Source organism: Paraburkholderia sp. UCT70, assembly GCF_050434085.1.
Classification (GTDB): domain Bacteria; phylum Pseudomonadota; class Gammaproteobacteria; order Burkholderiales; family Burkholderiaceae; genus Paraburkholderia; species Paraburkholderia tuberum.
The window spans coordinates 3,143,917-3,158,196 of the sequence record NZ_JBNPVZ010000002.1 but is presented as its reverse complement, the minus strand read 5'-3'; the positions used below and the strand labels follow the sequence as shown (position 1 = coordinate 3,158,196).

Genomic DNA, 14,280 nt, shown 5'->3' with positions numbered 1-14,280 from the left:
TAAGATATACGTCAGTTTGATCTGCATCCGCGTATTGAGCCGACAGAGGCAAGTGCAATTGATCGCGAAAGATCACGGCGAATATGAGTATGGGGCCGATTCGTGGGGAAAACAGAACCACGCCGCAACGATTGACGGCGCAACACAACGTAAGGAATGCGCATCATGGCAACGAAAAAGAACGCGAAGAATGCAGCCGCAACGAACGTTCAAAATGCAGATGTGCAAAAGCCGGACGTTAAGAACGTCGGCGCAGTGAAGCCTCAAGCCACGAAAACCGCAGCAAACGAAAGCCGCAAAACGAAAACGCCTGTTACCGTTGTGAAGGAATGCGCGCCGTTCAGGATTGGTATCGAAGGAATCCGCACGGCATTCGCGAATTCGGCGCGCACCGATATTTTTTTATGCGGTAGTAGTCGCTACAACGCTCGCCGGCACCTGCACGCACACCGCGCGCAACACCGTCTCCTTGATCACCTCGCGCCAATGCGCGAGCGCCGCCTTGTCCATCAGCGGCTCGCCGAGAAACGCGCCGAGCGTGTACTGATTGGCGTTATAGAAATAGCCGAGCGACGCGATCATCAGATACACGTCGCGCGCCGCGATATCGGCGCGAAACACGTGCTGCGCGCGGCCCGCCTCCAATAGCCTCTGCACGACCGAAATCGCGTAGCCCGAAATCTCCTTGAGCTTCTGCGATTTTTTCGCATGCTTGCCCTGGTGCAGATTTTCGCTCGACAGCAGCGTCACGAACTCCGGGTGATCGAGGTAGTACTGCCAGACGAACTCGACCATCTGTTCGAGGCCATGCACCGGATCGCGCAGATCGAGATCGAGTTTGCTTTCGGCTTCGTTGAACTGCGTGTAGATCGTCTCCAGCACTTCGATGAACAGCTGCTCCTTGCTGCCGAAGTAGTAATAGATCATCCGGTCGTGCGAACGCGCGGCCTTCGAAATACTTTCGATGCGGCCGCTTGCATAACCCTGCTTCGCGAACACCCTGATGGCCGCCTTCAGGATCTTGGCGCGCGTGTCCTGCGCCTGTTTCGCGCGGATACCGATGGCGCCCGGCTTGCGGGCGGCGGTGGGGCTCATGACGGTCTCGGATCTCTTTGTCAGCGTAGGTTTGAACGGCGGGCGCGCAGACTCAGCACGCCGATGCCGCATTGCACCATGATCCCGCGTGACGGAAAACACATTGCACAGTCGATTTTGATCGAGTAGATTTCAATCGAGTTTGGTGTAGAAGATACTACATGAACGGTGAGTGACCGCAACATGAAAATGGGCGGCCCACGCGGAAATGCCCTGAAACCTGGACGATTCGCGCACCACGCAGCACCGCCGGTCATGTCGCGGCTGTGATGTCGTAGGGAACCCCACGATGACAGAACATACGAAGGTCGATTTCGGTGCAGAGAGTGTCGATCGGCATACCGCGTCGACGCCGGGGCCGACCGTGCTCGCAAAGTCGGCGCCGCGCAGCGAGCGCATGGCCTCGAACAAGATCGAATGCAATGCGTGTCCGGTGCTGTGCCAGATCTCGGAAGGGCGCACCGGCGCGTGCGACCGTTATGCGAATGCGGATGGGCGGTTGATTCGCGTCGATCCAGTGGTGTTTCTGTCGCGTGCGAACGATGCCGACGCCGATCCGGCAAATGCGGCGATCGAATTCGGCACAGCCCCCGCCGCGGACCCAGCCACCACCGAACCCGCGCTGTTCGTCACCGGCGTTGGTGCCTCCTCGACCTATCCCGACTACAAGCCCGCTCCGTTCATCGTCGCGTCGAAGCTCGACGACGTCGACATGGTCACCGTCGTCACCGAAGGCATCTTCAGCTATTGCAGCTTCAAGGTGAAGATCGACACCGACCGCTTTCTCGGCCCGGAACAGGCGAACGTGCGTTGTGACGGCGAGATCGTCGGTCACGTGAGCACGGCCGAATACGGCTCGCAGATGCTGAGCCTCGGCGGTGTCCATCATCTGACCGGCGGCAGCAAGAAAGAAGGCCGCGTGACCTGCGACATGATGCTCGCGCTCGGCAACAAGGAGGCGGTCGAGCTTGGTATCGACGGCGGCGCGAGTCTCGTGATTCGCGCCGGCGTCGCGCCGATCGTCGACGGTGTCGAGGAGCAGCGCATGCGCGTCGGCTGCGGCTCCGCGACGATCGGTATCTTCGCGAAGCAATGGTTCGGCCACGTCGATGAGGTGGTGGTCGTCGACGATCACATCACGGGCGTGCTGACCGAGCACCAGGCGGGCCGCTGCCTCGGCATGACGCGCTCGGGACTCAAGATACGCGGCCGCAAATCGACGCCGGGCCGCTATTTCCAGGTTGCCAATCCTGGAACCGGTTGGGGGGGCACCGACATACAGGACCCGCTCGCGATCGTCGAAGGATTCGATCCGTCGGTCGCGAAGCCGGGCATGCGCGTGCTGATGGTCTCGACGACCGGCGAACACGCGCAATGGTACGAACTCGACGCACAGCTCGTGCCGCGCATCGCGCCGATGCCCGACGCGGTGCGCCGCACGGTCGAGCGGATCGGCGAGAACTGCGAGCCGTCGCTCGCGACGGTGCTGTTTCTCGGCGGCGCGGGCGGCAGTCTGCGCGCCGGCGCGACCGAGAATCCGGTGCTGCTCACGCGCGCGATCAAGCGCAAGCTCGTCAACGTCACGTGCGGCGGCGCGCCGGCTTATGTGTGGCCGGGCGGCGGCATCACCGTGATGGTCGACGTGACGCGCATGCCGGACCGCTCGTTCGGCACGGTGCCGACACCGGCGCTCGTCGCGCCGATCGAATTCACGATGACGTACGACACGTACCGCGATCTCGGCGGCCACGTCGAGGCGGTGCGCTCGTTGCAGAGCGTGCTCGCGAGCGGGCCGACGCATACGGAAGGGGCGCCGCTCGCGCGGCGGACGCTGGCTCGCGATCCGGACAATCCGTGGCCGCCTGCAATGCCCGGTTAAGCACCCTGACCAAAAAATCACACGATGACCTCCACCCGAACCCGCCTCGACGAACACCGCTGGCATTGGCAGCACGGGCCGATCGACCTGATCCTCGGCGCCGACGGCGAGCCCGACGCGGTGCGTGCCGCATATGACGCGTGCTGGGAGCGCTTCAGTCCTGTGCTGGAGGAGCTGGTCCGGGAATTGAACGTGCTTCGGCAACCAGTGCGCGCTGTGGCGGCACGACATGATTGCCCGCTTCGAGGGCCGGTCGCGACGCGTATGTGGCGTGCGTGTCATCCGCATCGTTCAAGCTTCATCACGCCGATGGCGGCGGTCGCGGGCAGCGTCGCCGACGAACTGATCGCCGCGTTCGCGCGCGACGGCATCGCGCGCGCCTTCATCAACAACGGCGGCGACATCGCGCTGCACCTCGCGGCGGGGCAGCAGTATCGCGTGGGCGTGTTGGCGGATCTCGCGCAATTTTCGGGCACGCGTTTCGCGCACGATCCTGCGCTCGACGCGCATCTGACGCTCGACGCTCGGCAGCCGATTCGCGGCGTCGCGACGAGCGGCTGGCGCGGCCGCAGCTTCAGTCTCGGCATCGCCGACAGCGTGACCGTGCTCGCGCGCGATGCCGCGAGCGCCGACGCCGCCGCGACGATGATCGCGAACGCGGTCGATCTCGACCATGCGGGAATCGTGCGGCGTCCGGCGTCGTCGCTGAAGGACGATAGCGATCTCGGCGATCTGCTGGTGACCGTCGACGTGCCGCGTCTGCCGCAGCCGCTGATCGATTTCGCGCTCGCGCGCGGCGTCGATGTCGCCAAGCGGTTGCGCGACCAGGGTTTGATCGAAGGCGCCGCGCTGTTCCTGCAAGGACGGGCGCGGGTCACCGGCATCGACGATTCACGCGCGTTGTCCGCCACGCGCGCTTCACTGACAACGGAGGCTCCGTGTTCGAAATACGCCGCGTGCTGACGCACGTCGAAGACATCTTCCACGAGTTCGGCCCCGCGCCCGCGCAGCCGCTCAGACGAGGCGCGATCGCCGCGGTGATGACGAATCCGTTCGCGGGCCGTTACGAGCCGAAAATAGAACACGCGATGGAAGCGCTGAAGCCGCTCGGCTTCGAGATGGCGCAGCGGCTGCTGACGGCGATGGCGGTGCCGCATGCGTCGATCGAAAGCTATGGGAAGGGCGCGATCGTCGGCGCGCGCGGCGAACTCGAGCACGGCGCGCTATGGCATGTGCCCGGCGGCTACGCGATGCGCGAGCTGCTCGAAAAGCACGGCGTGCCGACCCACGCGATCGTGCCGTCGACGAAGAAGGTCGGCGCGCCGTCCACCGCGCTCGACGTGCCGCTCACGCATGTGAACGCGAGCTACGTGCGCAGCCACTTCGATGCGATCGAAGTACGCGTGCCCGGCGCGCCCGCCGCCGACGAGATCGTCTACATCCTCGTGATGAGCACGGGGCAGCGCGTGCATGCGCGGGTGGGCGGCCTCGCGAAAGAGGCGATCGTCGGCGAGGACGGCTTGCGCTGAAGCGGCGCGCGGAAACCAGACAGCAAGGCAACGAAACTCGGAGAGCGCAAATGGCAATCAGGCTTCGCAAGCTGGTCGTGCAGGTGGACGAAACACGCATCGAAATGGGCCAGACCGTCGAGCCGCCCGCGCGCCGCGCGGTCGCGATCGCGGTGATCGATAATCCGTATGCGGGCCGCTATGAGGCGAAGCTCGACCAGCTGATCGAAGCTGGCGAGGAACTCGGCGCGCTGCTCGGCAAGCGCTGCGTCGAGGCGTTGGGCATCGCGCCCGGGGAGGCGCAAAGCTACGGCAAGGCGGCGATCGTCGGAGAGGCGGGCGAGCTCGAACATGCCGCCGCGATCCTGCATCCGAAGCTCGGCGCGCCGCTGCGCGCGGCGGTCGAGAAGGGCGCGGCGCTGGTGCCGTCGGCGAAGAAGATCGGCACCCTGGGCACCGCGATCGACGTGCCGCTCGGCCACAAGGACGCCGCCTACGTGCGCAGCCATTTCGACGCGATCGAAGCGCGCGTGGCCGATGCGCCGCGCGCGAACGAAATCGTCGTGGCGGTCGCGGTGACCGCATCGGGCCGGCCGCTGCCGCGCATCGGCGGCTTGCAGGCGAGCGAGATCAAGGGCGAAGACGGTTTGCGCTGAACAATCGCTTTTTTCGCCGCTTTTTGCCTGCGCTTGTTTTGCGGGTTGTTTCGCTGGTAGTGTCCTGCCGTTGACGCGGGCGCGCATGGTGCCGCCCGCGCTGCAACGTCCGCCGATCGGGCCGCTGCGCATGTTGCGCGCGCGCCGTTCGGCGAGCTGCCGAGGGTCGCGATGCTTTCGAATCTGCTGGTACAACTGGTCAATGGACTCGCCGACGCGTCGACGCTGTTTCTGGTCGCCGCCGGATTGTCGTTGATCTTCGGCGTGACGCGCATCGTCAACTTTGCGCACGGCTCGTTCTATATGTTCGGCATTTACGTCGCGTATAGCATCGCGAGCCGCTTTGGCCACACGGCGGGCGGCTTCTGGCTGTCGGTGCTCGCCGCCGCGCTCGCGGTCGCGGTGTTGGGCGCGCTCGTCGAAATCGTCGTGTTGCGGCGGATCTATCAGGCGCCGGAGTTATTCCATCTGCTCGCCACGTTTGCGCTCGTGCTGATCTTTCGCGACGCCGCGCTATGGCTTTGGGGCCCCGACGATCTGTTCGGCCCGCGCGCGCCGCATCTCGCGGGCGCGGTCGACTTTCTCGGTCATCCGCTGCCCACGTACGACATTGCGCTGATCGTGATCGGTCCGGTCGTCTTGCTGCTGCTGTGGTACGCGTTGACGCGCACGCGTTGGGGCACGCTCGTGCGCGCCGCGACGCAGGATCGCGAGATGCTCGGCGCGCTCGGGATCAATCAGGCGTGGTTGTTTACCGGCGTGTTCTTCGTCGGCGCGTTTCTCGCGGGACTCGGCGGCGCGCTGCAAGGGCCGCGCATGTCGGCGAACCTGTCGCTCGACCTCGAGACGATCGGCAATGCGTTCGTGGTCGTCGTGGTCGGTGGCATGGGTTCGATTCCGGGCGCATTCGTCGCGGCGTTGCTGATCGCCGAGATCAAGGCGCTGTGCATCGGTATCGGGCACGTGACGATCTTCGGCGTCGGTTTATCGCTGAGCCGCTTCACGCTGGTGGCCGAGTTCGTCGTGATGGCGGTCGTGCTGGTGGTGCGGCCTTGGGGTCTGCTCGGCCGCGCGAGCGCCGCGGTGCGCGCGATGGGTACGCCGGAAACGCCATTGCGTCCGGCGGGCAGGCGTCTGAAGGGGCTGGCCGCCTTCATGTTGCTGGTGCTGGTTCTGGCGCCGCTCGCGGCCAACGCGTTCCCGTACATGCCGGTGCTGCTGGTTGAAATCATGATTGCGGTGCTGTTCGCGGCGAGTCTGCATTTCATCATGGGTCCGGGCGGCCTGCATTCGTTTGGCCATGCCGCGTACTTTGGACTTGGCGCTTACGGCGCGGCGCTGTTTCTGAAGGTGCTGAATCTGCCGATGGAAGCCGCGTTGCTGCTCGGGCCGCTGCTCGCGGTGGTGGGCGCGCTCGTGTTCGGCTGGTTCTGCGTGCGACTGTCTGGTGTCTATCTGGCGATGCTGACGCTCGCGTTCGCGCAGATCGTCTGGTCGGTCGTGTTCCAGTGGGACGACGTGACGGGCGGCAGCAACGGCATTCTCGGTCTTTGGCCGTCGAACTGGCTGTCTTCGCCGGTCGCGTTCTACTACCTGACGCTCGCGTGCGCGGTGCTCGGCGTGTGGCTGCTGCGCCGCATGCTGTTCTCGCCGCTCGGCTATGCGATGCGCGCGTCGCGCGATTCCGCGCTACGCGCCGAGGCGATCGGCATCGACGTGAAGCGGGTTCAGTGGGCGTCGTTCGTGATCGCGGCGTTGTTCTGCGGACTCGCCGGATCGCTGTACGCGTTTTCGAAAGGCAACATCTCGCCCGAAGTGATCAGCGTGAGCCGCTCGGTCGATGGCCTCGTGATGGTGCTGCTCGGCGGCTTGCAGACGTTGAGCGGGCCGATCGTCGGCGCGGCCGTGTTTACGTGGCTGCAGGACACGGTCGCGCGACAGACCGACTACTGGCAGGCGATGCTCGGCCTCGCGATCCTGCTGCTGGTGATCGCGTTTCCGCAGGGTATCGTCGGCTTCATTCGCGAGCGTTTCGGCGATGCGAACGGCGATCAGGCCGACAAGACCAACGGCGGCGCCGCGTCGCCGTCGCAACGGGCCGCCGCGGTCAAGGAGGGGCTATGAGCCTGCTGCGCGTAAGCGGTCTGTCGAGATCGTTCGGAGGTCTGAAGGCGGTCGATAACGTTTCATTCGATCTCGAAGCGGGCCAACTGCTGGCGCTGCTCGGCCCCAACGGCGCGGGCAAATCGACTTGTTTCAACATGGTCAACGGCCAGTTGCAGCCGTCGTCGGGTTCGATTCTGCTCGACGGTCATGAACTCGTCGGCATGCGGCCGCGCGATATCTGGCGGCGCGGCGTCGGCCGCACGTTCCAGATTGCCGCGACGTTCAACTCGATGACGGTGCTCGAAAACGTGCAAATGGCGCTGGTTTCGCGCGAGAAAAAGACTTTCGGCCTCTGGAAGCCAGCGGGCTCGCACCATGCCGACGAAGCGTTCGCGCTGCTCGAACAGGTCGGTATGGGCGCGCACGCGAAGCGCGCGTGCGGCGTGCTCGCGTATGGCGACGTGAAGCGCGTCGAGCTTGCGATCGCGCTCGCGAACCGGCCAAAGCTGCTGTTGATGGACGAACCGACCGCCGGCATGGCGCCGAAGGAGCGCAACGAATTGATGGCGTTGACCAAGCGTCTGGTGACCGAACACGAGATCGGCGTGCTGTTCACCGAACACAGCATGGACGTCGTATTCGCGTACGCCGACCGGATGATCGTGCTCGCGCGCGGCAAGCTGATCGCCGAAGGCGACGCCGACACGATCCGCAACGACGCGCGCGTGCAGGAGGTCTATTTCGGCACCGGCAAGACGTTCCGGCCGCACGCGCCACTGCAAGACGCGTCAGGCAGCGCGCGGGATCGTGGAGCATTGCAATGAGCGAACCGATGCTGAAAGTCTCCGGCCTCAATGCGTTCTACGGTCGCGCCCACATCCTGTTCGACGTCGGCCTCGAAGTCGGCCGCGGCGAGGTGGTCGCGCTGATGGGCCGCAACGGCGCCGGCAAATCGACGACGATGAAAGCGGTGATGGGACTGCTGCCGCGCCGCCACGGTGAAGTGACGTTTCGCGGCCAGAACATCAGCGCGCTCGCGCCGTACAAGATCGCGCGCATGGGCGTCGGTTTCGTGCCCGAGGACCGCCGCGTGTTCGCGGACCTGACGGTGACGGAAAACCTCGATACGGGCCGCCAGCCGCCGCGCGAAGGCGCGCCGCAATGGACGCCCGACAAGCTGTTCCGCCTGTTTCCGAATCTCGGCGAAATGCCGAAGCGCCCCGGCGGCCAGATGAGCGGCGGCGAGCAGCAGATGCTGACCGTGTCGCGCACGCTAATGGGTAATCCGTATCTGGTGCTGCTCGACGAACCGTCCGAAGGCGTCGCGCCGGTGATCGTCGAGCAGATGGCGAACATGATTCTCGAACTGAAACGCGAAGGGCTATCCATTCTGTTATCCGAACAGAATCTGCACTTCGCCGAGCTGGTCAGCGACCGCGCGTATGTGCTCGAAAAAGGGCAGATCCGTTTCAGCGGCACGATCGGCGAACTCGCACGGAACGAAACAGTGAGGCGCGCTTATCTGAGCGTGTGAATTCATCGGGTAGTGTCGGCGAAAGGAGAGGCAGATGGCGGCAGAGACGTTGACAGGTTTGTCGGGCAAGGTCGCGGTAACGAACATCGGGCTGCTGCTGTCGGGCGATATCGATCAGCCGATTCTCGACGCGGACACGCTGGTGATCGACGACGGCGTGATCGTCGCGGTCGGCCGCGAGAAAGACTGCGATCTCGAAGGCGCGCGCACGACGGTCGACTGCAAGGGCACGACGGTCGCGCCGGGCCTGATCGACTCGCACGTGCATCCGGTGTTCGGTGACTGGACGCCGCGCCAGAATCAGCTCGGCTGGATCGAGTCGAATCTGAACGGCGGTGTGACGACGATGATCTCGGCCGGCGAAGTGCATTTGCCTGGCCGTCCGAAAGACGTGCTCGGCGTGAAGGCGCTCGCGATCACCGCGCAGCGCTCGTTCGACGGCATGCGCGCGGCCGGCGTCGGTGGCGGCGTCAAGGTGCTGGCAGGCGCGCCCGTGATCGAGAAGGGCATGGTCGAGCAGGACTTCAAGGAGCTGTCCGAAGCCGGTGTGAAGCTGCTTGGCGAAGTCGGCCTCGGCAGCGTGAAGGGTGGCGAGGAAGCGCAACAGATGGTCGCGTGGGCGCGCAAGTACGGTATTCAGAGCACGATTCACACGGGCGGTCCGTCGATTCCGGGCTCCGGCCTGATCGATCGGGACGTGGTGCTCGCCGCCGATGCCGATGTGATCGGCCACGTCAACGGCGGCCACACGTCGCTGTCGTACCGGCACGTGTGCGATCTGTGCGAGCAGTCGAGCCGCGCGCTCGAAATCGTCCACAACGGCAACGAGCGGATCGCGTTGCTGACCGCGCGCCATGCGATCGAACTGAAATGCCCGCATCGGATCATTCTCGGCACCGATAGCCCGGCCGGCTCCGGCGTGCAACCGCTCGGTATTCTGCGCATGATCGCGCTGATCTCGAGCCTCGCCGACGTCCCCGCCGAAATCGCGTTCTGCTTTGCGACCGGCAATACCGCGCGGCAGCGCCACCTGCGCCAGGGGCTGATCGAGGTGGGCCGTCCCGCCGATCTCGTGTTCATGGACCGCGCGCAGCATACGGCCGCCGACACGCTGCTCGAAAGCGTGCAACTCGGGGATATTCCGGGTGTGGGGATGGTGATGATCGATGGCCTGATCCGTTGCCGGCGCAGCCGCAATACGCCGCCCGCGACCGAAGTGCCGGTGGTGCTGTGAACGCGCGGCGCGACAGGGTGCTCGCATCATGATGAACCGCGCCGCTCAGCTCGTGCTGAAGGTGAACGGCGCGACGCATGTGGTCAGCGCGGCGGCGCAGACACCGCTGCTCTACTTGTTGCGCAATGATCTCGCGCTGAACGGGCCGAAGTTCGGTTGCGGTCTCGGCGAATGCGGCGCCTGCACCGTGCTGCTCGACGGCATGCCGACGCGCGCCTGCGTGACGACCGCCGAAGTCGCGCTGGGCCGCGAGATCACGACGCTCGAAGGGCTCGGCACGCGCACCGCCTTGCATCCGGTGCAGCAGGCGTTCATCGACGAACAGGCCGCGCAATGCGGCTACTGCCTGAACGGCATGATCATGACCGCGAAGGCGCTGCTCGATCGCGATCCGCATCCGACCGTCGCGACGATCCAGCGCGAGCTGTCGCGCAATCTGTGTCGCTGCGGCACGCATGTCGAGATCGTGCGCGCGGTGCAGCGCGCGGCGCAATTGCTCGACGCGCAAACGGACGTGGACGACGGAGCGCGCGTATGACCGGGCCGGACTTCAGCGTCGATCGTCGTGGCGCGACGCCGTCGCGCAGGCAGTTGTACGACGCGCACAGCGTGCTGCTCGTCGCGCGGCCGCCGCATGCACCGGTCAAGGCCGCGCGCGGCCAGCCGGGTTCGCGTTCTTCGTTCGTGCCGACCGAGGCGGATCTGTTTCTGGTCGTGCGAGACGATGGCAGCGTGGTCGCGTTCAACGGTCATGTCGACCTGGGCACCGGCATCGGCACCGCGCTCGCGCAGATCGTCGCGGAAGAACTCGATGTGCCGCTGACGCGTGTGTCGATCGTGCTCGGCCATACCGGCGAAACGCCGAACCAGGGACCGACGATCGCGAGCGCGACGATCCAGATTTCGGCGGTGCCGCTGCGGCAGGCGGCGGCGCAAGCGCGTCAGTATCTGGTCGCGCAAGCGGCCGCGCGCCTGAATGTAGACGCGAACGATCTCGACGTGCAGGACAGCCGCGTGTTTCCACGCGATGGCGACCCGGCGCAGGGCATTCACTATGGCGAGCTGATCAAAGGCCAGCGTGTCGAACTGCTGCTGTCGAACGATGCACCTTTGAAACCGCCGCACGCGTATCGCGTCGTCGGTAAAAGCGCGCCGCGTGTCGACATTCCCGCGAAGGCGACCGGTGAGCTGAGCTTCGTGCACGACGTGCGCGTGCCCGGCATGCTGCATGGACGCGTGGTGCGGCCGCCTTATGGGGGCGTCGCGCAGGGTGAGTTCATCGGGCATAGCCTGCTGGAAGTGAACGAAGCGGCGATTCGCGATTTGCCTGGCATCGTCAAGGTGGTCGTGATTTGCGATTTCGTCGGTATCGTCGCCGAGCGTGAGGAGATTGCGCAACAGGCGGCGCAGCGGCTCGACGTGCGATGGAAAACGGTCGATGGCCTGCCGCCGCTCGACACGAGCGAGCAGGTCGAAGCGGCGTTGCGCGCGAATCCGGCGACGCGGCGCGATCTGGTGATCGAAGGCGACGTGGATGCGGCGCTCGCGCAAGACCCGTCGCGCACGTTGGAACGCACTTACGTGTGGCCGTTCCAGATGCACGCATCGATCGGCCCGTCGTGCGCGGTCGCGGACTATCGCAACGGAGACGGCGACGACACGCAGCTGAAAATCTGGTCCGGCACGCAGAACCCGCATTCGCTGCGCGCCGACCTCGCCTTATTGCTGACGCTCGACGAAGCGCGCATCGACATCGTGCGGATGGATGCGGCGGGCTGCTACGGACGCAATTGCGCGGACGACGTCGCCGCCGACGCCGCGCTGCTGTCGCGCGCGGTCGGCGCGCCGGTGCGCGTGCAGCTCTCGCGCGAGGACGAACACGCGTGGGAACCGAAGGGCGCCGCGCAACTGATGGACGTGCGCGGCGCGCTCACCGCCGAAGGCGAACTGGCCGCCTACGACTTTGCGACGCGCTATCCGTCGAACGACGCCCCCACGCTCGCGCTGCTGCTGACCGGCACGATTCCCGCGCAGCCGCAGGTGTTCGAGATGGGCGACCGCACGGCCGTGCCGCCGTACGACTATCGCAGCATGCGCATCGTCTGCGACGACACGCCGCCGATCGTGCGCGCCGCGTGGCTGCGCGGTGTGTCCGCGTTGCCGAACACGTTCGCGCACGAGTCGTTCATCGACGAACTGGCCGAGCAGGCCGGCGTCGATCCGGTCGAATTCCGCCTCAGGCATCTGACCGATCCGCGCGCGATCGACCTCGTCAAGGCGGTCGCGGCGAAAGCCGGGTGGGAACCGCGCGAACCCGCGTTCAAAACGCGCGGCGAGGACGACGAAGACGGCAATATCGCGCGCGGCCGCGGCATCGCGTACGCGCGCTACGTGCACAGCAAATTCCCGGGATTCGGCGCCGCATGGTCCGCGTGGGTCGCCGACGTCGAAGTCAATCGCAACAGCGGCGAACTGGCGGTCACGCGCGTCGTGGTCGGCCAGGACACCGGCACGATGGTCAATCCCGATGGCGTGCGTCACCAGATTCACGGCAACGTGATCCAGACGACGAGCCGCGCGCTGAAGGAGCAGGTCAGGTTCGGCGACAACGCGGTGACGAGCCAGGAGTGGGGCGCGTATCCGATCCTGACGTTCCGCGAAGTGCCGGTGATCGACGTCGTGATGATGCCGCGCCACGGCGAGCCGCCGATGGGCGCGGGCGAGTCGGCGTCGCTGCCCGGCGCGGCCGCCATCGCCAATGCGCTTTACGACGCGACGGGGGTGCGTTTCCGTCGCCCGCCGTTCACGCCGGAAAAGATCCGCGCCGCGCTCGCCGACGCGCAGGCGGAAGACGCGGCGGCGGCGCGCAGGAAAAAGCGCTGGCGGCGCGGCTTTTTCGGCTTGTTGGCCGCGGGCGTGGTCGGCTGGCTTGGTGCGCTGTCGTTCGCATCGGTTTCCAGCGTGCCGCTTGCGCCGATCACGCCGCCGCTCGCGAGCGCGTTCGCGCCGGAACTGATCGCGCGCGGCAAGCTGCTCGCGTCGCTCGGTAATTGCGCGGTTTGCCATACCGCCCACAACGGCGTGCCGAACGCCGGCGGCAAGCCGCTCGCGACCCCGTTCGGCATCGTCTACAGCACCAACCTCACGCCCGACGGCCAGACCGGGATCGGCCACTGGTCGCTCGAAGCGTTCGTGCGCGCGATGCGGCACGGCATCAGCCGTGACGGTCATCGGCTGTATCCGGCGTTTCCGTACACGTCTTTCCAGAACATTTCCGATGACGATCTGCACGCGCTCTACGCGTATCTGATGTCGCAAACGCCGATGCGCAGCCGGCCGCCCGAAACGAAGCTCGCGTTTCCTTTCAGCGTGCGTCCGCTGATGGCTGCATGGAACGGCCTGTTTCTCGGCCGCACCGCGCTTACCGCCAACCCCGCGCAGAGCGCGCAATGGAATCGCGGCGCGTATCTGGTGAACGGCCTTGGCCATTGCAGCGCGTGCCACACGCCGCGCAACGCGTTCGGCGCCGAGAAAACCGGCGCGGCGTTCATGGGCGGAGGCAGCGCCGAGGGCTGGGAAGCGCCCGCGCTGTCGGCGTTGTCGAATGCGCCGGTGCCGTGGAGCGAGGACGAACTGTTCCGCTATCTGCGCGACGGTCACGCGCCGTTGCACGGCGTCGCGGCCGGGCCGATGGCGCCGGTGATCGGCGATCTCGCGGCGCTGCCCGACAGCGATATCCGCGCGATGGCCGTCTATCTCGCGTCGCTCAATCCGCTGGAGCCGAACGCCGATCCGGCCGCGACCGCGCGCGAATACGAACAGGTCAGCGCGATGACGGGCGCGCCGGTCACGGCGGGTGCGCGGCTTTTCGACGGCGCGTGCGCCGCGTGCCATCACACCGGCAGCGGACCTCGGTTGTTCGGCGCACATCCGTCGCTTGCGCTGAACACGAACCTGCACGGCGCGACGCCGGACAACCTGATTCGCGTGATTCTCGACGGCATCGGCTCGCCTGCGCGGCCCGAACTCGGTACGATGCCGGCTTACCGCGACAGTTTCAACGACGCCCAGGTCGCCGAGCTCGTGTCGTTCCTGCGCGCGCAGTTCGCGGGCGGCAAGCCGGCATGGCAGGACGTCGCCGCGAACGTGGCCAGAATCCGCGCGGAACCGCGCGAGCAATGAGCCGCCAGCCGTCGTCCGAAGGTGTGCAGGTCCACGCGCTTGCACGTCCGCACGTTCGCATGTCTGACTAAAACCACCATTCCTTC

At 66.0% G+C, this 14,280-nt stretch carries 11 protein-coding genes; 10 read left to right on the top strand and 1 reads right to left on the bottom strand.

Annotation, left to right across the window (positions count from 1 at the left end):
- Positions 1–402: 402 nt before the first annotated feature.
- The gene (locus tag OKW41_RS16850; protein ID WP_429444219.1) at positions 403–1,095 is read right to left on the bottom strand and encodes a TetR family transcriptional regulator; all 693 of its coding nucleotides are present in this window, start codon (positions 1,093–1,095) and stop codon (positions 403–405) included.
- Between the two features lie 289 nt (positions 1,096–1,384).
- On the opposite strand from OKW41_RS16850, the gene OKW41_RS16845 reads away from it, so the two are divergent.
- The 10 genes from OKW41_RS16845 (at position 1,385) to OKW41_RS16800 (ending at position 14,194) form a co-directional block, all read left to right on the top strand.
- Complete coding sequence (locus tag OKW41_RS16845; RefSeq protein ID WP_429573219.1) at positions 1,385–2,974, top strand: 6-hydroxynicotinate reductase; 1,590 nt, start codon at positions 1,385–1,387, stop codon at positions 2,972–2,974.
- 24 nt (positions 2,975–2,998) lie between these two features.
- Complete coding sequence (locus OKW41_RS16840) at positions 2,999–3,937, top strand: UPF0280 family protein (RefSeq protein WP_429444217.1); 939 nt, start codon at positions 2,999–3,001, stop codon at positions 3,935–3,937.
- Entirely contained in the window at positions 3,913–4,503 is a 591-nt protein-coding gene (locus tag OKW41_RS16835; RefSeq protein ID WP_429573218.1) for an amino acid synthesis family protein, read from the top strand. Before OKW41_RS16840 ends, OKW41_RS16835 begins: the two co-directional genes overlap by 25 nt.
- A gap of 50 nt (positions 4,504–4,553) precedes the next feature.
- On the top strand, positions 4,554–5,138 hold the full coding sequence (locus OKW41_RS16830) for an amino acid synthesis family protein (RefSeq protein WP_429573217.1): 585 nt from the start codon (positions 4,554–4,556) through the stop codon (positions 5,136–5,138).
- A gap of 171 nt (positions 5,139–5,309) precedes the next feature.
- Complete coding sequence (locus OKW41_RS16825; RefSeq protein WP_429573216.1) at positions 5,310–7,262, top strand: ABC transporter permease; 1,953 nt, start codon at positions 5,310–5,312, stop codon at positions 7,260–7,262.
- Complete coding sequence (locus tag OKW41_RS16820) at positions 7,259–8,068, top strand: ABC transporter ATP-binding protein (protein WP_429444214.1); 810 nt, start codon at positions 7,259–7,261, stop codon at positions 8,066–8,068. Before OKW41_RS16825 ends, OKW41_RS16820 begins: the two co-directional genes overlap by 4 nt.
- Complete coding sequence (locus tag OKW41_RS16815; RefSeq protein ID WP_429444213.1) at positions 8,065–8,778, top strand: ABC transporter ATP-binding protein; 714 nt, start codon at positions 8,065–8,067, stop codon at positions 8,776–8,778. Before OKW41_RS16820 ends, OKW41_RS16815 begins: the two co-directional genes overlap by 4 nt.
- A 34-nt stretch (positions 8,779–8,812) precedes the next feature.
- Positions 8,813–10,012, top strand: a complete 1,200-nt coding sequence (locus tag OKW41_RS16810; protein WP_184007085.1) for an amidohydrolase family protein — start codon at positions 8,813–8,815, stop codon at positions 10,010–10,012.
- 31 nt (positions 10,013–10,043) lie between these two features.
- Positions 10,044–10,550 carry a (2Fe-2S)-binding protein gene (locus tag OKW41_RS16805; protein ID WP_429573429.1) on the top strand — a complete coding sequence of 169 codons (507 nt, stop codon included), beginning with the start codon at positions 10,044–10,046 and terminating at the stop codon, positions 10,548–10,550.
- Complete coding sequence (locus tag OKW41_RS16800) at positions 10,547–14,194, top strand: molybdopterin cofactor-binding domain-containing protein (RefSeq protein ID WP_429573215.1); 3,648 nt, start codon at positions 10,547–10,549, stop codon at positions 14,192–14,194. Before OKW41_RS16805 ends, OKW41_RS16800 begins: the two co-directional genes overlap by 4 nt.
- Positions 14,195–14,280 lie beyond the last annotated feature (86 nt).